Here is a 22,760-nt window from a genome sequence, read left to right as displayed (position 1 = left end):
AGTTAGACTTTCGGCGGAAGTTTAACAGAAATCAAATCAAAGTTGCGAAGAATAATATGGCTTTTGTTGTCACAGATAACTGCATAAGATGCAAATACACTGACTGCGTGGCAGTTTGTCCTGTGGATGCGTTCCACGAAGGGCCTAATTTTTTAGCCATCAATCCTGACGTGTGTATTGATTGTGAACTTTGCGTCCCCGAGTGTGCGGCGGCGGCTATTTTTCAAGAAGATGAATTGCCTGAAGGCATGGAGCAGTATCTTGAACTCAATGCTGAACTGGCTGAGATCTGGCCTGTGATCACTGAGATAAAAGAAGCCCCACTAGATGCGGCTGAGTGGGATGGCGTAAAAGATAAAAGAGAGCATTTGATCCTTTAGCTCAACCAAACTTTTGTCCGCTACTTCCCTGTTATACCAATTCCACTAACAATGTGCTCTTTCAGCGGGAATTCAAAGCCCTGTAGGCAAGGCGGATGTTTGAAGCTAATAGTTATTCTATATCGAAAACGTCTTACGTAGCATAAAGGGCTTTAAAACCCGCACTGCGTGAGCCTCTCAGGCATTCCACTTCTGCTTTGCATTGACTTAAAAGGGAGCAACCATTTCCTCATTAATACGCCTTGAATTGAAAAGCCTGAGTGGCTCTGAATTGAACACTTGTTTAATGGAGTTGGTATTAAAACCAATATAGTAAGTAAAAAATAAGCCAAAGGAGGCAGGCCTTTGGCTTAAAGCCATTAAACAGCTTAATTACTTTGGGAACTACACAGCTCTATATTTCACACTGACGACAAACTCCCTCATCAAGGTCAACTCTTCTAAAGGAGATTTCAAACTCTCTTTAGCGTTAAAGTCTTTGCCTCGATGCTGAACATACCTCTGTGAAAATAGTCTTATTTCAGCGGGGTTAACTTGCTTACTGTTCGCAAATTTCCGTGATAAAACCTTAACGATATACTCTTCTGATGTAAGCGTTGCTTCATCAACATCCTTAGATAGTAAAGCAGATGTTGCACTCACACTCGTGGAGGACAAGACAATGCCTGCTGCCGTCACATTACCCACCAACTTCATCGCATTTCTACGGCTTATTGTATTTTCTGACATTTTTATCTCCGCTTAATTAGTTCCAAGGACTCACCGTCATTGTTGAAGGATACCTAAGATCATAGGCCCAGCGTCTGTTATCATTTTTCTCTCTTAGCCCGTCATCAATCTCTTGAATTCTGTTCTGAAAACGATGTAAATGAGCGTACACACGCGGATCATGCATGAAATTTCCTTGCGGATACTTGCCTAAAGAACGATGCCAAGGTGTAGGCAGGTCAACAAACAGCCGAGTAAACTCAAACAGCGCCATACCAACATTTAGACGCGGTATTGCGCCAAGCCAATCATGCTTACTGCGGCCATGATTAGGGTCTAACGGCAGAGATGAGTAATAACCCAACGCGCCCAAAGGCTGAAATGCTGAGAAATTACCCAGAGCGTGATTGACACTCATCCAGTAAATAAGGTGGGTCAAGGTATTGATAAGCTCACGCCTGTTAGACACTGAATCAGGGAAACCATTGACTCCCGCACCAGCAACATCGGTTAAAAATGCCTGTAGTTCATAATCATCTCTAACATCGGCATTATCTTTATAATAAAGACGTATGTAACCTTTCACCCATTGACGAATAGCCCCCCAAGTCTCTGTGTTATCATCATGGTGAGGGAAATCACCAATGGCGTTAAACTCAGTCGCTTCAGCACGATTTACTGGCTGACCATGTTCAACAAAGTGATAGTGCTTTGAACGTCTCACCGTGCCATCTAAGAATGATTTACTGCTGTAGCCAGAGATTAATCGTACCGCGCCAGTCAACAAACCATTATGTGGGTCACCGTAAATTACATCACCATTTTCATCTTCCAACTTAGTGCCAACCTCAAAGAAAATGCCAGTAAAGTTGTTAAAGGCTAATGACGTCAAATGTGGCAAGAGCAGCGCTGAAAGCGGGTGCATTTCGGGAATATTACGATAAAACCCGGTTGCTATTGGGTACAGAAATACGTGGGTAGAGAGATGATCGACAACATTGGACATCGAATACATAGTCGTAAATGTATTTTTGGCCATTTTCCATGTCCATTCACTGTCTGCCGGAGTAATGATTTTCGAAGGCGGATTGGCTTTGTTGCCCCAGCCAAGGTTGTACCACCAAAACCATTCAAAATCGCTTGCAGGCGGTCTTTGAGTCGGTTGTATCGCAATAATTTTAAGCTTGTCGCTATTTTTAGCGACCGCAAACAAGGCGATAGAAGCGTAGAGACGTCCACCTGAATTAGGCACATCAGACTGATCACGTCCATGCTGGAACTGAGCGAGTACTTCATCATTAAACTCATGGAAATCGGTAATGAACAATCTACCTTCATTCATCGCACTATCGAGATTGTCATTTTCAAAACCAGCAATACGTCTAAACATCGTATTGGTGATAGGAAAATTATCCTGGTGTTGAGTGTAAGGCTTAAAGTAATCAAAAACAGGGGTTTGAGCAGAGGTTTGTAAATCCGCAATCACATCATCATTTTCCCAATCTTCATGCCATGAAGGACGTGGGTACTGAGGATCATCATGTCTTTGACCGTTAGAATCCACATCGTAAGGATAAAATAGTAGATCGCTTGCATCATGTACGCGCACTGGTGGCACCGCTGCAGTGATAGGCTCAATGATCTCAAATTTTGCATCACCACCGGTTAAGATTAATTCGATTAACTTAGTCAGTAGAAAAATAAGACCAGATACCAGTGCAGGGCCACCTATGAGCACTAAGCGCCCTAAGTTAGCGCTAACGTAGCGAATACTGGCATCAAACAGTTGCCAATCATCTTCACGCTGTAAACACGCATCATCGACACCAAAGTCTCCCTCTTGGGCTCTGTCTGCACGAGATGCTGCCGTTCCCCTGATTGTCCAAGGAGTGTTGTTTTCTACTTCATCAGAGTTCACATTGCCATGAACTGGAGTGCCATTTAATCGATCAAAATCATGCCAGTTATTTTCTGAAGCAAGTTGAACTAAACGCTTACGTAAAATCTCGGTGGTTGTATCAGAATTCTGTGGTAGCACAGGAAATGGAAATTCTGGTAATTCATGCATACCAGCGCCTGTAACAGCTCCAGGTCTAAAATCTGGATCATCTGAGCCAATCGCACATAGTCTTTCATAATCACTCGCTGCAGCTCGCTGCGCACTTCGATTTGACTGTGCACTACGCTGAAAAGCTGTGTTTTCAGGGACACCGTTTTTTCTTAAATCTTCATACAGTGCTAGCTGCTCCTGTAGTTTAAGATATTCAGGCGAATCTAAAAACGCTTGATTGTCATTCTTGTTTGTCATAACTGTGCCTATCTCACTCTAAAAAGTGTGATCAGCTATGACTCATCATCGTTATGAATTGTCTTAAGCTAACCACAACCTAAATTTCAACAAGCAGTCAATACAACTTACTACTTGTCCCTAAACCCTCTCGGGAAATGGATGTGGCCGCAGGAGTGAAACGTTAATTATCGCCTATCTATATACGCACCGGACAATAGACAAACCTAGTGAAGCACCACATCTGCAGTTAATCTACACAATTTAATTCATCTTTCTTTGTCATTGCATGCCAGTCTCTTATCTTGAGAAATGACGTCTTCAAATGTCAATCAGATACAATTAGTTACACAAATCATCGATAGCATGTTTTTATTGTTCTGAGGCGATATTTGGTTCAGATTGAGGTTTAACAAGCCATGATTTGACTTCATTTTTTAGAATAACCAAGGTAAAACTCCACAGATATTCTGTAATTGAAACTGAAAAACCTACTCCCTTCCCGTAAATTTTATTGTACAAAAAACACACTACCCATCGCTTTTAACTTATGTAAAAATAAGCAGCTGGCAATGAGTTTTATAAGGTCTACATGAAGATAAATAAAGATCGGTTGTCGGCTTTTTATCAGGTTGCTATATCAAAAAACTTCCACAAAGCCGCTCGTGCACTTTGTATTACCCAACCAGCCCTTTCCCAAAGAGTGCTCAAGCTAGAACAGGAACTAGAGACGACGCTCTTTATCAGAGGACATAATGGTGTCACCCTTACCCAATCGGGCTTACTGCTCTTAGAATATGTACGTAACATATCCAGTATGGAGCTAGAAGTGCTAGCGAAAATATCAGGCCAGAGTCATGGTGGAATGTGCGGCACCTTACGAATAGCGACATACAGTTCAGTGCTTCGCTCTGTCATCATGCCAGCACTTAAGCCTATATTAGATAGCTCAGTTGATATCCATGTTGAGTTCTTCAGTCGTGAAATGCGCGAACTGCCTACCATGCTTAAAACTGGTGAAGCCGATTTTATTGTGCTCGATCACTTCAACGATCTCGTTAACTTCAACAAGGTCAAGATAGGTGAAGAGGAGATAGTCCACGCTCGTCATCGGGATCATAAAGATGCAAACCAGGTTTTCTTAGATCATGACATTCAGGATATGACGACCTTTAGTTTCTTGAAGAATCAGGGCTTGGGCGATGTGTGCCTAAAGCGCTGCTACTATGATGATATTTATGGTGTTATCGATGGAGTAAAACTAGGGTTTGGTCAAGCTATCGTCTCTCGTCATCTGCTAAAAAACCTAGATGAAATAGCGATCATTCCCTACTCAAAAACGGTAAGTAACCCTCTGGTTCTTTACTACCATAGCAATCAGTATTTAACTCGACTCTATCAAAAAGTCATTGATACTCTGCTTAATCGAGCGCCCCTTTTTTTACGGCCATAACCTCCTCTTTGCTAAGCAGGCAATTAATTTTGCTAATCACTCAATAGAAAATGACGATTTCACAAGCCGTTCTAAGCCTTATATGGTGTTTGCGACTAAGTAAATGCTGAGAGCAAGAATATGAATGGATTCATTAACACACAATCGGCGACTCCTAACGAGCCTACCTACTGCATCCACCTATTTCGCTTTTTAGTGTCACTAGGTTGTGCATCCCCAACATCACCCCCCTATCGAGTGATGAATTAAGCAGGATCTGTATTTAACAATCAAACGGAGTCTATGATGACAAACGAATCAAAAGAGAAAGAGAAAGGGAAAGAAACAGGTGTAAATTGCAAATTAGAAATGGGAGGAAGGATAAGTAAACAAACATCAATTCAGATGGATTTTGATAATGGAACAACCTTCATTGCTCCCGAAAACGTCGCCTTCACCAAAAATATACTAGACGATATTGGAGATATTATTGATATCGGTTGCAAGTTAACTGGGTGGTGCGGCGGTAATGGAGGAGGCGGTGGTACCAGTAGTGGCAGCGGTTGTTACACCATCATCACTCCTGATGGAACCAAGATTACCATATGCCCTCCACCACAAATGGCGATTGCCTAGCCAGTCTGGTTTATCCTTCAATGGCCTTAGGTCTGCTTGATTAAGCGAGCTGACCTATTCAAGCCAGCTAAGAGATATGCTTGATTTATTCCAATACTTTAGATGCCTGCACTGCATATTCAAAACCAGCACCATTAGTGACCTTACCTGAGCTACTCATCCCCAAATGGAGCTTCTGTTTTGCAGGTACGACGTATGATTCTGTTTTTTCCCAGCCAGGTTGATTGTTGTATCTGGTCATCACATTACTGAGGGTGACCTCAATGGCGACATCCAACATATTGATAAGGTATATGAACTGCCCAAAAAAGCCTGATTCACCCTCTTTATGTATTCGCGCTAAGACTGGAGAAGCAGCGTCGTTCTCATCGCTATTGACCTTTTCGTGCTGAAAAGCCCCATTTGCCACGATATCAGATAAAGATAATTCGCTGTAAACGGGCTCTTCATTAACACTTGTCATATCAGTAAGTTGTTTATTCATAGCCCTGCTCCATCATTTCTAGTGGCATTTATACATCCTTGTATTTAAGACTAACCATTAACAATATTTACTTTTTATTAACATACCAAATTATTACATGGGAACACAATAGAATACATTGGCAGAAAGTCTACCTTGAAAAATACTCACATTGAACCGACTCACTATACCCTATCGAGTGAGTCGGATTACAATGACTTTCACGGAACGGCTTAAGCTTTTGTTTTAAAATATTTAAATCACTACCTCACCATCGAAGATGAGGTGTATTGAGGTGTTATGTAACCTATGCCTAAGGTTTGGTTTTATAAACGCTGATGTATGTCATTGCAGTCACTTATACCAATTCCACTAATAATGTGAACTTTCAGCGGGAGTACAAAGCCCTGTAGGCAAGGTCAATATATTGCTCCTGCGTTACTCTACCTCCTGAATCCATTCAGTCGTATATCTAGAGCCCCAAACGCAGCATAAAGCGCTTTACCATTTGCTTTGAACATCGGCCGCACTATGTGAGCGTCTCAGGTATTCCACTTCTGCTTTGCATTAACTTAAAAGGGAATAACCATGCCTTCATCAATGCGCCTTGAATTGAAAAACTTGAGTAGCTCTGAATTGATCACTTATTTAACGGAATTGATATTAAACCATTATTTTTAGGCATTTTAGTTGTTTCTCGTCGTCAATCGACGGAAAACAGTTTAGCAACGACTTAATTTCAACGGCAGAATATTCTATAATTGCTTAACTTTAATTTTTTAATGACAGAGATAACCTAACTGCCATGCGAAAACCCAGAACAATTAGAGTAAAGACCAGAGTACAGAAGATCAGAATGAGACGAGCTAAAAGACTCTGTTTACTGATGATGAAGAGCAATCAACAGCAAGAAGAACAGAGTGAATCACAGTCTAATACTGAACTGTATAAAGCGGCTTAAATAGCTAGCCTCGATAAACTCATGTTTAACGGGGCTTTTTTATAAGCTTAAATGACTCGATAACAATAGCACTGCCAAAAACAGCGTAAACTTGGTTTTACCGTTAACACTCGCGACAGTTTATCACCACAGATAATCGCTATTTCAAGGTCATTTCGGCAATAATATTAAGCTGGCACAAATAGTAAATTAAAAACTCCATCTCACCAAAAATTTGCTAATCGCACTCCTTAGTGCCTAACAGAAAACAGAGACCATGGCGACCAGTGTACCCCATCGAAATCTAACCACGCTTAATCCAAATAAGCGAATAGAGATAGACGCGCTCATAATAGGACAAGTCAGTCTCAAATTAACCTTTGCCACCGATAAATTTGATCCAATTCAGACGAGCGCGCATGATAATCTCTTGAACGATGAGAGTGAAAAGTAAGCGAGCATATGATGATCCCTAACATTCAGTTCGAACACAATGAAGATAAGCCTCCCCTCTACATCGATATCTTAGAGTTAGGTGAGTTCTATCAAAGGTTCGGTACTCTCCATTCTCCTCCTTATGAACCTCATCGCATCAAGTTTCATGGTTTACTCTATATTATTGAAGCTCAAGGCAGTCACTTTATTGATTTTGTCAGTCATCAATATCAAGCTAGTCGCTGTATTTTTGTTAATAAAGACCAAGTGCAGAGTTTCAATTTTACCTCTAAGCCTAAAGGTTATTTGATACTGTTTACTGATGATTTCCTCAATAATCTGCGCAGTAACATTCGTACTTCACTGTTTCCACAAACAGGCGTATTAACAAGCAACTCAGCCACGTTAAATTTAAGCCCCACATTAATGGACAGCTGCTCCGCATTGATTTCTGAGATTGCATCTGAACTGAGCAGGCAAGAGAGTGATATTTTGCTTGTTCAGATGCTCTTTACCTCGTTATTGCTAAAGCTAAATCGTGAGCGTTTACCTCAACAGTCTCAACTCAGCGAACGACATCAGACTCAATTTAATCAATTTATCCAATTGCTTGCACAAGGATACACAAATAACCGCGATGCTAACTCTTATGCTGCTTTGATGAACATAACCTACAAAACGTTAAACCAACTCTGTAAACAGGTTTGCAATAAAACCGCCAAACAACTGATTGATGCCCATGTGATACTCGAAGCCAAAAGACAGCTCGCTGTCGAGCAGGTTCAAGTGCAGCAACTAGCATTCTCACTAGGGTTTAATGAAGTCACTAATTTCATTAAATACTTTAAACGTCACACCTCTCAAACACCGTCTCAATTTAAGTCAGCCATAAATAATCCATCACACTAAAAGTTCGATATTGACCCTTTTTCATCCACCATTGACCTGCCGGTGACTTGTTAACTCCTTTAAGCTACCCCAATCAAATAACGAGAAATAATACCAAAATGAACAAGATAGTATCTGGCGCACTCATTGCTGCCTTCGTTATACCAATGGGTATAACTAGCTGTAACGCCCATCCCACCTCAAAGGAGAAGAGCATGACATTATCAGATAAAGCTGTAGCGGTGCTAAACAGTATTGAAACAGGCGACCAGCAGGCCATCTCCTACATCAACCCTAAGGAATACACCCAACATAACCTAGCCGTAGGTGATGGTTTAGCCGGATTTGGTGCGGTATTACAGGCTCTTCCTGAAGGCAGCGCAAAGGTTAATATTATCCGTACTTTTCAAGAGGGAGACTTTGTTTTCACCCATACAGAATATAACTTCTTTGGTCCGAAAGTGGGTTTCGACCTGTTTCGGTTTGAAGATGGTGTCATTGTCGAACATTGGGATAATCTGACAGAAAAATCGGCGCAGCTAAACCCAAGTGGTCACAGTCAAACTGATGGAGCTACTCAAGCTGTTGATATAGACAAAACTGCAGAAAATAAGGCATTGGTTAACGATTTCGTGAACACTATTTTGGTAAAAGGAGAGTTTGATAAACTCGCTGACTACTTCGATGGCGATCACTATATACAACATAACCCTCAAATAGGAGATGGGGTCTCGGGCTTAGGGAAAGCGCTTGAAGCGATGGCCAAACAAGGCATTAAAATGGTCTATAGCCAGAACCATAAAATACTAGGGGAAGGTAACTTTGTTCTCAGTATCAGCGAGGGAACCTTTGCCGATAAAAAGAGTTCATTTTATGATCTTTTCCGAATTGAAAATGGCAAAATTGCTGAGCATTGGGATGTGATTGAAGCCATTCCACCGATGAGTGAGTGGAAAAATAAAAATGGAAAGTTTGGCGGACTCTAATGAGCTAAGCCAAACTACAAACGCAGCCTAGGGGCTGCGTTTTAATTCTGATGAAACAAACTGACTTTCTACAATTTTCTGGTTAGCCTAATCAGGACTAGTGATAGGTTTGTCCATTATGTTTAAGCCAACCGCCAGGGTGGCGGGCTTGAGGATCATGATGGGTCCAATGGATCACCCCACCTTATATGGTTAAACTCATATTGACCTGCAAACTCAACCGTATCGCCTAAGTTGATGCCCTCAACACGCGGAGCCAGATCAATATTGTGCGCCACGAGCAATGTTTGATCGTTCGCTAAACGTAAAATAAACCGCTGATGTCGGCTGCCATCATTGTCATCTGCTAACAATTTAATCACAGTTCCCGAGGCACTGACTTGGACACTATTTTTTCTATCTTGGTAAGCTTTAGCAATGCTTGCTATACCACTGTGTGTCGCTTGTGAGCTGGTATTGGCAGTTGATAATCCCGCTGCATTAACGACTCTGTTATAGGCAAAACTAGCACCTGCAAGCAGTAGCATCATGATGAAAATTCGATAAAGTATGCCCTTTATCGGACTGTGAGGTTTATCTTCTTTTCTCCTGCTTTTATTGTCGTTATCTCTTTGGTGACTTCGAAGGCCTTTCTTTACTTTTACACCTTTGTCGAGATCAACTTTCACTTCGACACCTTCGATATTGGCCTCGATAGCGTTCAGCTTACCGTCCGCTTTTGTCTCAATGTGGAAGTAGATCAGATCGCCCTCAACGGGGCGGCGACTCATATGACTCAAAGTCGAAGCATGAATAAAAACATCCCGTTCCAATTCAGGCTCAGCGTGGATGAAACCGAAACCTTTGTCATCTTTCCAACGAACTAAGGTGCCTTTAACAAGATTGTTTTGCATTAAACTCCTGCTCACTTACGACTACAACCACTTAATGATAGTGAAAATGTAACTCTAAAACACGGTTTTACATAGAGTTATTTAACTAATAGTTAAAACTACGACAAAGCGATGAGCACCAAGCAGCCATGCTTGATGTATATCGAACAGTACATTTTCTCTTATTAAAACCTTAGACACCTGATCGCTCTCTTGTTATGGTCAGTTTTCATTCAAATGGATACGGAAGAGAAGATGAAACTAGAGTCACTGGCACTGCACCACGGATATGAATCGGAAGTCACGACCAAATCGGCCGCGGTGCCTATCTATCAAACCACGTCTTATACCTTCGATAACACACAGCATGGTGCCGACCTGTTTGATCTTAAAGTACCGGGCAATATCTACACCCGTATCATGAACCCCACCACAGATGTACTGGAGCAAAGATTAGCGGCCATTGAGGGCGGAATTGGAGCTTTGGCGGTTGCATCAGGAATGGCGGCCATTACCTATGCACTTCAAGCGCTCACTCAAGTGGGTGACAATATTGTCAGCACTAGCCAGCTCTATGGTGGTACTTATAACTTGTTTGCCCATACCCTTCCTCGCCAAGGCGTCAATGTGCGTATGGCGGCCTTTGACGATTTCGATGGCTTAGAAGCCTTGATTGATGACAATACCAAGGCGTTGTTCTGTGAATCGATTGGTAATCCAGCGGGGAATATCGTTGATATTGAGCGCTTGGCCAATATCGCTCATAAATACGGTGTGCCTTTAATGGTCGATAACACGGTTGCAACTCCAGTACTGTGCCGTCCCTTCGAGTTTGGTGCAGATATCGTGATTCATTCTCTGACTAAATACATTGGCGGACATGGCACGACCATAGGCGGCGTGATTATCGACTCTGGTAAGTTTGACTGGGCAGCCCATCCTCAACGCTTTGCCCTGCTCAATGAACCCGATCCCTCTTACCACGGTGTGGTATATACCCAAGCGTTTGGGCCAGCAGCTTTTATCGGTCGCTGCCGAGTCGGGCCACTTAGAAATACTGGTGCCGCCCTCTCGCCACAAAGTGCGTTTTTGTTACTTCAAGGTTTAGAAACACTGGCACTAAGAATGGAACGTCATTGCAGCAATGCCTTAGCATTGGCTGAATACTTAGAGACACACCCTAAAGTCAGTTGGGTCAATTACGCAGCCCTGCCAAATAGTCCTTTTCAAGACAACTGCCATAAAATCACCGGCGGCAAAGCCTCTGGTATTATCAGTTTTGGCATTAAATCCACAATGCCAGGTGGAGGTAAAGAAGCAGGTGGACATTTTATCGATGGGTTAAACATGATCCTACGTTTAGTCAATATCGGTGATGCAAAATCCCTCGCCTGCCATCCCGCTTCAACCACCCACAGACAGCTGGATGCAGAAGAATTGGCTAAAGCAGGTGTGAGCGAAGATTTAGTACGTATATCGGTAGGCATCGAACATATCGACGATATCATTGCTGATGTACAACAAGCCCTTGAACAGCTTGATTAACCTGTAAACAGTGTATTGTTGAGGCTAGCTTTTGGTGCTGGCTTTTTGATGCAGAAAGAGGCGTCATGTTAGCCTCTATTCTGCTTTACTCAATCAATACGTCTTACTTCACTTTACTCCGCTCCCACAAGCCAAAAATCAACCACATTAATCCAATCGGGAGCAATGGCACTGCTGCTAACAATAAGGCGACAGGTACAGAATCAACATAGTAACGTATTAGGCATACCGTCATAATCACCAACACAGGATGAACATAAAACATCCCCCGAATCATCCGCGCATAAATACTCTTACTGACCTCTGCACCGGGTAAGCTTGCAAGCATAAGTCCCAGCCAAGTAATACAGCCTAGAACACCGGTTAACACGCTAGTTATGTGAAAAAACGATTCCAAACTTTAGTTCATCCCGCTTTAACAAATAACCGAAAATAAATTTATGACGACTATTTCCTTTGCTATAAGCCATTCATTAGTATGGCATATACCTAACTACCAGTTTATTCTCGTGCCAAGGAGAACATCATCAATTATGATTTGTAAGAGTTAACTCTTCTATTCATTATTGTCTTCTACAAATGAATCAATAAACTCATCGAAAGAATCCCATTCGCCATAAATAATGGCTTCTAACTCTAAAACATAAAAATATATTTTACCAAAATCACTTTCCCTAAGAGAAACAGCAAAACTCCCCGAACCTGGATCATAGGCAAATACCAATAACTCATTAATTTTAAATTCTTTAGGTAAGGAATCAACAGTAGCCCATTCAAAGTTTTTTAATATATCATTTATAGAATCAAACGCATTCACTGGAAAAAGATTTTTTCTATCATGAACAAATGAAGGGATTGGCTGCCCGCCATTAAATTTCTTATAATGATTCTTCATCGTTACTGGCAGTAAAACTCCTACAACTCTTTCTAGGTTAGCCCACATATCCTCAGTAACAGTTTCATCACATAGCTCAAGTTCTATTTTATCCATTATTATCACCATGTTTTAAATACATAACTACTTCCTGTTGCCTTTTTAAATTGACTGACTCCACCATTATGCGGTATTCCTCTATGAGCATCTTTATGTACAAGCTGCATAGTACCTGTATTAGTGCTGGCATTATAATCATCCACATGATGCCAAACATAATCTTTAGGAGTAGATTTCTGACCTAAAGCAGCCATATTGGCAGCCTCGAAATCTTTATGATAGTTCCCCGTATATTCAATATTTTGAATTGGATTCACATCAGGTTTTTTCTGATTAGAATATAATGCATTACTTTCTGAGTAATCCAATCCACCATTTTCATTTTGTTTAACCCCATGAAAACCACGTTCTTCTAGTTTTTTCAATGGACATGTTGCCAATCCCAAAGGATCAACCCATTCCATCGGGTTGTGTACATAGGCTTGAGGTCTTAATCCGCCCGCCATGCCAATGGGATCTGGGCTTAAATATTGGCAGGTTTCGGGGTCATAATATCTGTGACGGTTGACTCTTTATCCAATAGAGGAAACCAGTTTCAGAATCAAACACTTGACCTTGGTACCTTAAGTCACAGTTTACGGGATCATTTGCCGCATCTTCAAGGTACTTTTTATGCTTACTTTTTTGCTGAATACTTAGACGCCACTTATGATGTTCACCCCATAAGCTTTGCTCTCCGCGCCACTCGATGTCACCGGCTTCGGTGCAGAGCTCTCTTGGCGTTCCTGCTTGGTCGGTCACTATATAGTGCAGTTCAGGTGCTAGCTTTTCTGCTGATGCATCAACTAACATCTCTGAACGTTCATTACCGCTATTACCATTATTGTAATTTAACGCATAGCTTTGGGTTAACTGTGCGAGCGGTTTAAAACTGTTTGGCTCAGCTCTTTAAAACCACTGGCCACTGAGTGATGTAGGCCAGTGTGCCATCGGCATAGTACTTCTGTTGTTCAACGAGGTTTTGCCATCCCACAGATAGCGGAATTTTGATGGCTGGCTTTTACTTGCGATCTGGCTTTGTTGTCTCTGACTAGTGTTTAGTCTGGTTCTGCAGTACTCCTTATCAAATCCAGAGAATGTTGTCTCTGCAAGGTAATTGGCATGCAGCGTTATGTTCAAAGTCACCAAGTAGAGTAACCTGCATCTACAATTTTTTGGGAGCATTGTTATATGTATGGCTTAATGCCGATATATCGTAGGCATGAAAAAGTCTCAGAAACGCTGCGATTTAATATTCAAAGACCTAGTTCATCAAATGTCGCACTAAAAATAGCATCGCCAAACTTATCCATAATCACTAATGAATCACCTTCAAGACTAATATCTTTAAACATTGAAGTAAAAACCATTTCATCTGGTTCAGTTTTCAATATTTCACGAGTAGAAAGCATCTCACTCCCCTTATAAAACACCAAATTCAAATGGAAAGTGTCCGTTGTCAACTCGCATTCCAAGGCGCATTTAACATCAATATCTTTGATTAACTTTGTTTTAAACGTCCATCTATTTACATACCCACTTTCGCAAAAATCAGCTAATCCTCTTAGTAATTCATCTCTTGGAATTTCATACTGTCCTTGACACTTTTCAACTCCTGAGATAAGCATTTGAGAAAATAACGGATTAAGTTGTTCTCTTTCAAGCGATTTGTATTTATTCTCATCAAAATATATTTCAACTATCAATACTTTTGAAGAGTTAACAAAACACTCTAAATTAGGTTTATTCTTTCCAATAAAGCAAATTCGCTTAAAGCCCTTAGTATCATACTTTATCGGCTTTAATACCCGCTCTAAGTAATTACAAATACTTCTTGATTGGTCCCTAAACGGATGAACGATATCGTCCTTAAAATCCACCAGATCGGGATATAAATATAGCTCTTTTAATATCATGGTCTTGAATGCCTTGCAGGATCTAATTCTCGCCTCAGTCTAGCAGCATTTTTTGTAGCTCGGATCACCATCCCAATAAGACACTAGGCTGTTTATTGAGCCTATATCCATGCCAATAATTTATGACATTACCCCTCCATGGGATATTAATTTAATAAAATAAACAAGAAACCTACTACATGAATGAGACATCGGCTCCGCCGACTTTTTGAACTTTAAAATCATGAAAACGTACGCCGATTCCATGATCTACATCTATTTCATACCTTATTAACACACCAAAATCTCCTTTATGAGCATCTAAGGTTATATATATTTTCTCTATTTCATAACCTCCTAATTTTTTTGAATAAAACCTCAAAGAATAATTCTCAACTTCTTGTATTAAACTAGTAAAAACTCTATCCCACATATCTATTATCTCTTCTATAGATTCAATGAAATGTTCTGATTCTACTTCTTCCTCTAAATATATAAACTGAACTTCAGATGACTTTGGATCCTTCAATGTAATATTTACTGACATCCCTTCATCGTCTGTATAAAAAGAATAGTAATTTATCCCCATGATCCCCCTACATCGACAAATAGCAAAATAAAATTATTTATTAAGTATTTAAAAATAGAGCGAAATCATTCATGAACATCTGTGTATTTGACTCTTTCATAGCCTTTAGGTGGTGGGGAAAGTTCTGGATATAAAATTGACTTCTGAACATCCCAATTTACACCGTCAACAAAATAATTATTTAATCGTTGCATAACTTTTTCTGGTTCACCATGCATACCGAGATGTTCATATGAATATAAAACATCCATGTTTTTCACAGGATCTAACTTTTCAATTAATACACGTTTTACATTTGGGTTAAAAGGGTTGTCATATTCAATAAAATCAAATCCAGGAAGACCTGTATGTCTTTTCTCTGATGAGTAACTCAATCCCAATAAGATTCGTGGGCGCATGTTCACAATAACTTGAGTGGTGATATCACGATTAAACAACTTTAATAGCCGATGTGCAGCAACCACTATACAGAATAACACATCAACATTATTAAAATTAATACCTTCCCAGTCATCACTCTCATTTCTAATATCAAAAAAATCCATTTGACAGTCATCTCTTAATTGAGCCGCTGTGTACCCTCCTCCTTCAATCTTAATGGAGAATACAGCACCATCAACTAAGTGCTTCTTCATTATTTTGGGCATTTATTTTGTCCCCTATGCTCATCGGCTGCTGCTAAATACTCTGTTCGTCGACCGTTATTGGGACCGACTGGATTCTGTTTATTTGATGTACCATCTAACCCTCCTAAATCTTCAAACCTCCTCTGCTCTAAGCCTCGTGCAGTGTCTTTACCTGCTTGTCCATCACCAACATAAAAAGGTTCTGGTTTTATATCAAAATCACTGTAATTGTTACTGTAACGATAATCCAATACATCTTGAGCATTGTGTCCTAAACCGGGCTTACTTGCATATCCAATATAAGATTTCCCATCTTTTACACCTTCATAAGTTATATGGGTTGCTTTAGCGGGATCCCCTATCAATCCCAACGGATCAATCCATTCCATCGGGTTGTGTACATAGGCTTGAGGTCTTAATCCGCCCGCCATGCCTATGGGATCTGGGCTTAAATATTGGCAGGTTTCAGGGTCATAATATCTATGGCGGTTATAATACAGACCCGTTTCAAAATCAAACACTTGACCTTGGTACCTTAGGTCACAGTTTACGGGATCATTTGCCGCATCTTCAAGGTACTTTTTATGCTTACTTTTTTGCTGAATACTTAGACGCCACTTATGATGTTCACCCCATAAGCTTTGCTCTCCGCGCCACTCGATGTCACCGGATTCGGTGCAGAGCTCTCTTGGCGTTCCTGCTTGGTCGGTCACTATATAGTGCAGTTCAGGTGCTAGCTTTTCTGCTGATGCCTCAACTAACATCTCTGAACGTTCATTACCGCTATTACCAGTATTGCAATTTAGCGCATGGCTTTGAGTTAACTGTGCGAGCGGTTTAAAGCTGTTTGGCTCATAGACCCACTGAGTGGTGTGAGCCAGCGTGCCATCGGCATAGCATTTTTGTTGTTCAACCAGGTTATTGCCATCCCACAGATAGCGGAACTTTGATGGCTGACTTTGACTTTCAAGCTGGCTTTTTTGTTGCTTCTGTTGCTGATTGGTTTGTTTTATTTTTGCAATACGGCGACCAAATGGATCGTATTGGTAACGCCAACAATCACCATTGGCCAACGCGACTTCGATTAATTGATCTTCTTCATCCCATTGATAAAAGGTGCTTTGCGGCCTAAAACCCGCTTTACGAGTGCATTTCTCAATAGCACGGCCATTAGCATCATAACGATAGGTATGCTCACCTAGGGTTTCTACTCGGCCTGCTTGCTGATATTTAAGGGCTTTTTCAACACGCTTTTGCACAAAATCAACAACGTTGCTGTTATCTGCTGATAAAACCTGACTCGTTTGCGTGAGGTTTTGCTCACTATCGTAGCTAAATTGTTTGGTTTGAACAGCCTCGGTAGCTCCCTTGCCTGATGTGGGCGCACGTTGGCTCAATTGGGTTATTTGACCTGCTGAGTTATGTTCAAACTCACTCATGCCCCAATGGCTGTCATCAATCTGGCTAATCTGATTTAATGCATCATATTGATAGCTGCGTTGCAGATGCTGATAACGGCCCTCACTCTTGCCGCCTTGATGAGTCCCGTGAATGAGGTGCTCTGCACCTTCGCTTACCGGGGCCCCATGATGCGCAGTTTGGATCAGCTGTTGGTTAAGCAGCAAACCATCGGGTCCGTGATGATGAGCTAAGTGAAAACCGAGCCCGTTAGTGCGCGTGGTTTCTTGTCCTAGCTGGTTATGCGAAAACTCTAAGGGGTTATGCCCCCCAATTTGCAGACTTTGAAGTTGGCCTAACTGCCAGTTGAACTCAATAGCATCATCCATTGGGTTTTGGACTTGCCCGCCAGCTTCAACTCTTTCGAATTCAGCTCTTTCTAATTCAATTTTGGTGCGATAACCCATCTGGTTATATTGGCTATTAACGGTATCACCGTTGAGGCGCTCACTTATTCGTCTTCCTAGCTCATCATATTCAAATTCAATAACCGCATTGGCATTTTCAGCTTTTAATAATTGAGAAGCATCATCGTATTCAAAGTAGGTATTCGCGCTTATCCGTTCACCCGAATCTCGACTCTGTTTTTGAATCAATCGACCAGCAAGATCATAATAGTAATGTAGGCTTGTGCCATCAGCGGCAGTTTTACTGCTAATTCGACCTGCACCATCATAGGTAAAGTGTGTGAGTCTCCCGTCGTAGTGACGCTCTTCGACAATTTGACCACTGCTATTGTAATGGTAGCGCCACTCTTGCTGCTGACTGTTAATCACACCTTCAAACTGACACTCACCATTGTATCGGTACTGTGTCCTGCCGCCTTGTGGATCTAAACTTGCCAGCATTTTGTCAAATGCGCCGTATTCATAATGGAATTGATGCCCAAGGGGATCTGTAAAGCAAGTGACATTGCCTTCAATGTCATAATCATAGACGCTCTTACTACCATCCTCGTGGGTCACAGATCTTGGGTAAGGTAGGCTGCCTTGGTAGTGCCATTGTCGTACTCTTTTTGACCCAGTACCTGAAATGCTTGGTGATGATGTTGAGGATATTCTGGTTTGGGTGTGTAAACGCCCTAATCCGTCATAATTAAATATCAGCTTTTCCCCGAGTGGAGGTGAGATTTCGATTAACTGACCTGAGTCATTATATCGATAGCCCGTCTGCGCACCTTCTGGGGAAATAGCCCAAGCCAGTTGACCTAAGCTCGTATACTGATAAAACCATTGTTGTTTAAGTGGATCAGACACACTGGTGAGATTGCCCTGAGGGTCATATTCATATTCCCAAGTGGCGCCAAGTGGATTTAAGTACCCAATTAGCAAACCATTTTGATCGTATTGATACTCAGAAGTGATGCCATCTGCTGCGATGACTTTCTCAATCTGCCCCCACGCATCATAGGTAAACGCGGTTCTCTCTCCTAAAGCATTAGTTTGAGCAACAAGTTGATTATCAATCCACTCGTTGTGTATCTCATCACCGTTGGGAAAGATTATCCGCAAGATATTATTACGTTCATCATGGTAATACTGCACAATACCGTCAATGGCACTCTTGTAATAGACGATATTATTGACGTCATCAAAACGAATTTGATCGCTAAAGCGGCCTTCTGCGCCTCTAGAAGCGGTGGCACGCCCTTTGTCATCGTAGTCATGCTCGACCCAAGTCTGACTGAGATCTGACCAACGAAGTAGATAACCCTCTTCACTGTATTGATAGTCAAAACTGCAACCCGGCGCAGCTCGACAAGTGAGCATTTGGCCTTGTTTATCGTACTCATAACGGGCTAACGTTTGGATTGGATTAAGCTTGCTATCGAGTAAAGTGAGCTTTTCGATACGGTGGTGTCGACAATCAACTTGGATCTGCTGACCATCAGCTAACACTATCTGTTTTAGCGTACCGCGATCATAGAGAAAGTGATTACTGTTACCTTTTCCATCACTAATTTCAGTCAGTAGCAAGGTATTGGCTAATGCATGATCAAAGCAGTATTGCAGCCCACTTACATGGCGCATGATCAGTTGTTTGTTTTGTCGCGTTAATCGCCACTCTGGCAGATGAGCAGCAAGATTTGCCTCCCCCTCTTTAGGTAACAAATACACAGCTTGGGTGTATTGATCGTCAGTAAAAGTCGCTTGCTCTCCCTCAAGTTCCAGCGTCATATCCCAGACACTGCGCCAACGTGTCCCTAACAGTCCGGTTAACATCAAACCTGATGAATGATAATAACGTTTTTGGGTTAAAGGAAGTCGGCCATTAACCGTAAAATCAGTTCGCCAATCGACCACAAAGCCGGTTGCCATATCGATCGGACAACCTTTAGTGCATACCCCCTCTTTACCTTTCTTCTGATTATTTAACTTATCGGCTTTAGCCCTAGCGGCGGCATCACCTACATCGCCGCTATTTTTACCTGCATTGACTTCGACGTTCGGCTTTTTAGTGGCCTTAGGTCGAGGTGAACCACTGACTTTAGTGACAATTTTACCAATAAATTCGGAGACCTTATTGCAAATCCAAGCAATCATCTCATCAATTTTTTTAGACAGCTTCATCATAATGTCGATTAAGGCTTCAAATGTGCCCTTCATCAAACGAATAATCCAACTCGAGCTAGCACTCCCTGCATTTGATATGGTGCGTTTTAAACCATCGATGATCTTATTGAGCAATACAATGGCATCTTTACCTTTCTCTCTGATGTTCTTCTCGAAAGTCGAAAGAAATTTCACTAAATTGCCATTAGATAAGCCTCTTAAGGTTTTTATGGCGACCTGAATTAACTTCGAATCCGATTTTCTCAATGCATTGATAATGGTGTTACCTGATTTTTTCAGGGCGTCCCCCAGCCCAGGAATAAAACCAATTACGGCTAAGCTCCCTGCAGCCCAATGCCAAGGGTCGCTGCGGTTATCTTCCTTGGCGTAAGTCTGCCAACCCCACTCACCTAAATCGTAAATATCGACGGCCTGCCCAACAACGGGAATAAAGCCCACGGCCACTTGGCAAAACAGCAACACCGCACTGTTATCACCGGCCTTACTCACCACCTCTGCAGGTAGGCTTGTATGAATCTTATTTATCGCAATTTTAAACGATTTACTGCCATTGTTTATCTGTTTATCCAGTTGCCAAAACCGCTTATAAGCAGGTTCATATTCGTCAGCCACATCCATAAAAAAACTGGTATCATCAACATCGACTTCAGTGTCTGAACTGTCGCTGGCGTCATATTTCAGATAACCTTTGCTGCGTAACAAGGTAAACAGAGTAAAATACTCCCCTGCTAACGCTGCGTATTCAGCATTGTCTTGTATTACTGGGTTATTGATGACTGTCTTAGCGGGTTTAAAATCATCGCTACCTTCATCAAGGAGTAAATCGAACCCACCACAGCCCATGTCTTTAATAAGACATAAGCCTTTTTTATCGGTCTTACCTTCAATTTCAGTGTTATTACTGTCGGTGAGAATAAACGGGGCTTCGGGTACCGGCTTACCGTCATCGTAGTGATAATGGATTAATGCGGTGCAACCGCACTCACTGCAGCCACCTGATACCACATTATCGGTAGAAAAATTCTTCTCAGCCGCTTGCTCACTTGATATCAACTCTGCCTTACGATTCTTGCTCATACTGAAACTTCCTTATCCAGTTCATCTAAGGCAGCTTGATAGAGCTTTTCCATCTTGGTTTTTGTGCCCTCTTGTTTCGCTTTTAGTACTTTTCCCGCCCACTCTTGCGTCACGAATGTGTCACCAAAAATCAGCGATAAACTCAAAAACTTCACCGTGTCTTGCCGATTCGTAAAACCTTGCTCATTAGCGCTGCGGGTCTGTTGACTCACAAAGTTATCAAAGTATTCATCCGACCAATTTAAGGTCTCTTTATGATGTTCCTTAAGGTGCTCTTTGTAGGCTAAATGCTGATCACTTTCTTCCATGAGATTAAGCGCCTGCCATCGATGCTCGCTTAATACTTGGGGCGTACGCGGTGTAATATCAGACTTTTCTTTTATCGAACGGGTCATCAAGTTCACGCGTTCCCCCTCGACAGAGACAAATTTAGCTATCGGTCCAAATATCGCCGATACCTCGCTATCTGTACTGGCTTCCATCAAGGTCGACAATACGCTCCAATCAGAAAGTCGTAATAACCTAGACTCTCCATTTTCAGCCTCTAACCAGGTCCACTCCCTAAGGTGACTCAATAACTCTGTGAGCTGTTGAGCTGGCGTATAGGCATTCATATACCATTCAAGTTGGATCCCTATACCCCAATTGGGTTGCTGGCATATTTTGTCTTTAAGACGTGGCCAATTATCTTCAGTCACGTGAATGAGATAAGGAGAGATTGAAGCGTGTATCCGGCCCGTTTCATCCCAATAAAGACGGCAATAATCAAGGGGAAAGCCATTAATAGATTCAGCTAAAGAGGGCACCTCATCATTAATCGCCGATTCCGCGAGAATAAAACACCCACCTTCGGCAATGGAGCTTAACCACAGCGCAGAATCAATTGGCGCTACCTGCAAGTTACTATTTTTTTTCGCCGTCATATCTCATCACTTCCTTGTTCTACATTCGTTATCCATAGCGCTTGTTTAGATTGAAACGGCTTATCATAAATGGGGGGATTCAGTTGGCTGAACATCTGAATGCTTGTTCGAAGGTCATATTTAGGCTGCAGTGCTTTAAAATCACTTGTTTCAAAATAATCATTGTCTAAAACGAATCGGTACACAGCGAACGTTTCAAATGAGAACTCAGCCTCATCTGGATAAGCCTCTTTAGCAATCTCAATGCTGCTAAAAAAAAGTGCTGAAAGCTGATTGATATCCAATACAAAAGCAAAGTATTGGGAAAGACGCAGGAAGATATCGTTAACCATGCGATGGCGACGTTGGCTTCTGGTCAGTAACTCGTACTGGCTGTCGCTTAACCTGTAAGGGGAATCAATACTGAAGGTATTATCTGCAGTTCCATCTTCATCAATTTGCGCCCACGTCAGTAACGAAAAGCCTGTCTCTATCTCGGCTGAATTATCTAAACGCTGCGCTTCATTTAACAGTAAACACGTTGGCAGATAGATCTGGTTATCTATACCAACAAAATCCGCTTGCTCCTTTGGGGATAAACTTGGCCAAAATAAGGCCAGTAAAGGCGATGAGTAGCAAGTGAGAAGGTCGCATTCACCATTGGGATACATGGCAGAGATTCTTTGATGCCAAAAATGGAGTAACTGATGAAGGGAAAGCAGACTTTCAATCAACATACACGCTTTGCTAAAAAGCTGCGGTTGTTCGAGTAACCAGTAATACAAGGTCTCCCCCGCCTCTCCCTCTTCAATAATGATTAAGAGTGGAGACTCAGATCTAAGTTCATCATAAGCACTATTCTGAAATAGGTAACACCATGACTGACGAGCTTTGGGTTGAAAGCTAGACCAAAAGTCCCAAAAATCCTCATAAAAAGCAGCATCAACCAGTAAATATACTTGTTTATTTGAACGAGTACTTAAGATCTCAAACAGATCATAACGCTTAGGGTATCCATCAAGGCTGCTATTTTCACTCATGTCTGCAGCCTCCTAGCCGCGATAAATATCCTTGCCACTCGTCATGAGTGCTGAC

The 22,760-nt window shown here is 41.7% G+C and carries 21 protein-coding genes; 6 read left to right on the top strand and 15 right to left on the bottom strand.

Going from position 1 to position 22,760, the window contains the following annotated elements:
- Positions 1–56: 56 nt before the first annotated feature.
- The gene (fdxA, locus tag FN961_RS16025; protein ID WP_144041189.1) at positions 57–380 is read left to right on the top strand and encodes a ferredoxin FdxA; all 324 of its coding nucleotides are present in this window, start codon (positions 57–59) and stop codon (positions 378–380) included.
- 384 nt (positions 381–764) lie between these two features.
- Here fdxA and FN961_RS16020 read toward each other — a convergent pair whose 3' ends face one another.
- Together FN961_RS16020 and FN961_RS16015 are read right to left on the bottom strand one after the other, a co-directional pair.
- Positions 765–1,109 carry a hypothetical protein gene (locus FN961_RS16020; RefSeq protein ID WP_144041188.1) on the bottom strand — a complete coding sequence of 115 codons (345 nt, stop codon included), beginning with the start codon at positions 1,107–1,109 and terminating at the stop codon, positions 765–767.
- A 16-nt stretch (positions 1,110–1,125) separates the two neighbouring features.
- The gene (locus tag FN961_RS16015) at positions 1,126–3,396 is read right to left on the bottom strand and encodes a lipoxygenase family protein (RefSeq protein ID WP_144041187.1); all 2,271 of its coding nucleotides are present in this window, start codon (positions 3,394–3,396) and stop codon (positions 1,126–1,128) included.
- 571 nt (positions 3,397–3,967) lie between these two features.
- Here FN961_RS16015 and FN961_RS16010 point away from each other — a divergent pair.
- Positions 3,968–4,828 carry a LysR family transcriptional regulator gene (locus tag FN961_RS16010; RefSeq protein ID WP_144041186.1) on the top strand — a complete coding sequence of 287 codons (861 nt, stop codon included), beginning with the start codon at positions 3,968–3,970 and terminating at the stop codon, positions 4,826–4,828.
- 282 nt (positions 4,829–5,110) lie between these two features.
- Positions 5,111–5,443, top strand: coding sequence for a hypothetical protein (locus tag FN961_RS16005; protein ID WP_144041185.1), 333 nt, complete (start codon positions 5,111–5,113; stop codon positions 5,441–5,443).
- Positions 5,444–5,528: 85 nt separating this feature from the next.
- Here the strand turns inward: FN961_RS16005 and FN961_RS16000 are convergent, their stop codons facing one another.
- Complete coding sequence (locus tag FN961_RS16000) at positions 5,529–5,927, bottom strand: hypothetical protein (protein WP_144041184.1); 399 nt, start codon at positions 5,925–5,927, stop codon at positions 5,529–5,531.
- A 1,381-nt stretch (positions 5,928–7,308) separates the two neighbouring features.
- Between FN961_RS16000 and FN961_RS15995 the strand changes: the two genes are divergently transcribed.
- Positions 7,309–8,190, top strand: coding sequence for an AraC family transcriptional regulator (locus FN961_RS15995; protein WP_144041183.1), 882 nt, complete (start codon positions 7,309–7,311; stop codon positions 8,188–8,190).
- A gap of 194 nt (positions 8,191–8,384) precedes the next feature.
- Positions 8,385–9,155 (top strand): nuclear transport factor 2 family protein, encoded by a 771-nt coding sequence (locus FN961_RS15990; RefSeq protein WP_373293456.1) that lies wholly within the window; start codon positions 8,385–8,387, stop codon positions 9,153–9,155.
- A gap of 97 nt (positions 9,156–9,252) precedes the next feature.
- Here FN961_RS15990 and FN961_RS26205 read toward each other — a convergent pair whose 3' ends face one another.
- Both FN961_RS26205 and FN961_RS15985 read right to left on the bottom strand, forming a co-directional pair.
- Positions 9,253–9,333, bottom strand: coding sequence for a DUF3465 domain-containing protein (locus FN961_RS26205; RefSeq protein ID WP_268241163.1), 81 nt, complete (start codon positions 9,331–9,333; stop codon positions 9,253–9,255).
- The gene (locus FN961_RS15985; RefSeq protein ID WP_268241161.1) at positions 9,311–10,048 is read right to left on the bottom strand and encodes a DUF3465 domain-containing protein; all 738 of its coding nucleotides are present in this window, start codon (positions 10,046–10,048) and stop codon (positions 9,311–9,313) included. Before FN961_RS15985 ends, FN961_RS26205 begins: the two co-directional genes overlap by 23 nt.
- 234 nt (positions 10,049–10,282) lie before the next feature.
- Between FN961_RS15985 and FN961_RS15980 the strand changes: the two genes are divergently transcribed.
- Positions 10,283–11,572, top strand: coding sequence for an O-acetylhomoserine aminocarboxypropyltransferase/cysteine synthase family protein (locus tag FN961_RS15980; protein WP_144041181.1), 1,290 nt, complete (start codon positions 10,283–10,285; stop codon positions 11,570–11,572).
- A gap of 103 nt (positions 11,573–11,675) precedes the next feature.
- On the opposite strand, the gene FN961_RS15975 is transcribed toward FN961_RS15980, so the two are convergent.
- The 10 genes from FN961_RS15975 to FN961_RS15935 form a co-directional block, all read right to left on the bottom strand.
- Positions 11,676–11,969, bottom strand: a complete 294-nt coding sequence (locus FN961_RS15975) for a hypothetical protein (RefSeq protein WP_144041180.1) — start codon at positions 11,967–11,969, stop codon at positions 11,676–11,678.
- Between the two features lie 159 nt (positions 11,970–12,128).
- On the bottom strand, positions 12,129–12,563 hold the full coding sequence (locus FN961_RS15970; protein WP_144041179.1) for an SMI1/KNR4 family protein: 435 nt from the start codon (positions 12,561–12,563) through the stop codon (positions 12,129–12,131).
- A gap of 5 nt (positions 12,564–12,568) precedes the next feature.
- Positions 12,569–13,012, bottom strand: a complete 444-nt coding sequence (locus tag FN961_RS25950; protein ID WP_221936130.1) for an HNH endonuclease signature motif containing protein — start codon at positions 13,010–13,012, stop codon at positions 12,569–12,571.
- Positions 13,013–13,052: 40 nt separating this feature from the next.
- Positions 13,053–13,358, bottom strand: coding sequence for an RHS domain-containing protein (locus tag FN961_RS25945; RefSeq protein WP_221936129.1), 306 nt, complete (start codon positions 13,356–13,358; stop codon positions 13,053–13,055).
- 443 nt (positions 13,359–13,801) lie between these two features.
- Entirely contained in the window at positions 13,802–14,461 is a 660-nt protein-coding gene (locus FN961_RS15960; protein WP_144041178.1) for a hypothetical protein, read from the bottom strand.
- A 175-nt stretch (positions 14,462–14,636) separates the two neighbouring features.
- On the bottom strand, positions 14,637–15,029 hold the full coding sequence (locus tag FN961_RS15955; RefSeq protein WP_144041177.1) for a hypothetical protein: 393 nt from the start codon (positions 15,027–15,029) through the stop codon (positions 14,637–14,639).
- Between the two features lie 65 nt (positions 15,030–15,094).
- On the bottom strand, positions 15,095–15,676 hold the full coding sequence (locus FN961_RS15950; protein ID WP_144041176.1) for a hypothetical protein: 582 nt from the start codon (positions 15,674–15,676) through the stop codon (positions 15,095–15,097).
- Entirely contained in the window at positions 15,664–20,763 is a 5,100-nt protein-coding gene (locus FN961_RS15945; protein ID WP_144041175.1) for an RHS repeat-associated core domain-containing protein, read from the bottom strand. Before FN961_RS15945 ends, FN961_RS15950 begins: the two co-directional genes overlap by 13 nt.
- Complete coding sequence (locus FN961_RS15940) at positions 20,760–21,686, bottom strand: DUF4123 domain-containing protein (protein WP_144041174.1); 927 nt, start codon at positions 21,684–21,686, stop codon at positions 20,760–20,762. The genes FN961_RS15945 and FN961_RS15940 overlap by 4 nt, the downstream gene beginning before the upstream one ends.
- Positions 21,683–22,705: a DUF4123 domain-containing protein gene (locus tag FN961_RS15935; RefSeq protein ID WP_144041173.1), complete on the bottom strand. Its 1,023-nt coding sequence runs from the start codon at positions 22,703–22,705 to the stop codon at positions 21,683–21,685. Before FN961_RS15935 ends, FN961_RS15940 begins: the two co-directional genes overlap by 4 nt.
- Between the last annotated feature and the right edge of the window lie 55 nt (positions 22,706–22,760).

Source organism: Shewanella hanedai (assembly GCF_007197645.1).
GTDB classification, from domain to species: Bacteria; Pseudomonadota; Gammaproteobacteria; order Enterobacterales; family Shewanellaceae; genus Shewanella; species Shewanella hanedai.
Note: the sequence above shows the minus strand (reverse complement) of the source record. Positions and strands in the feature narration are given on the sequence as shown.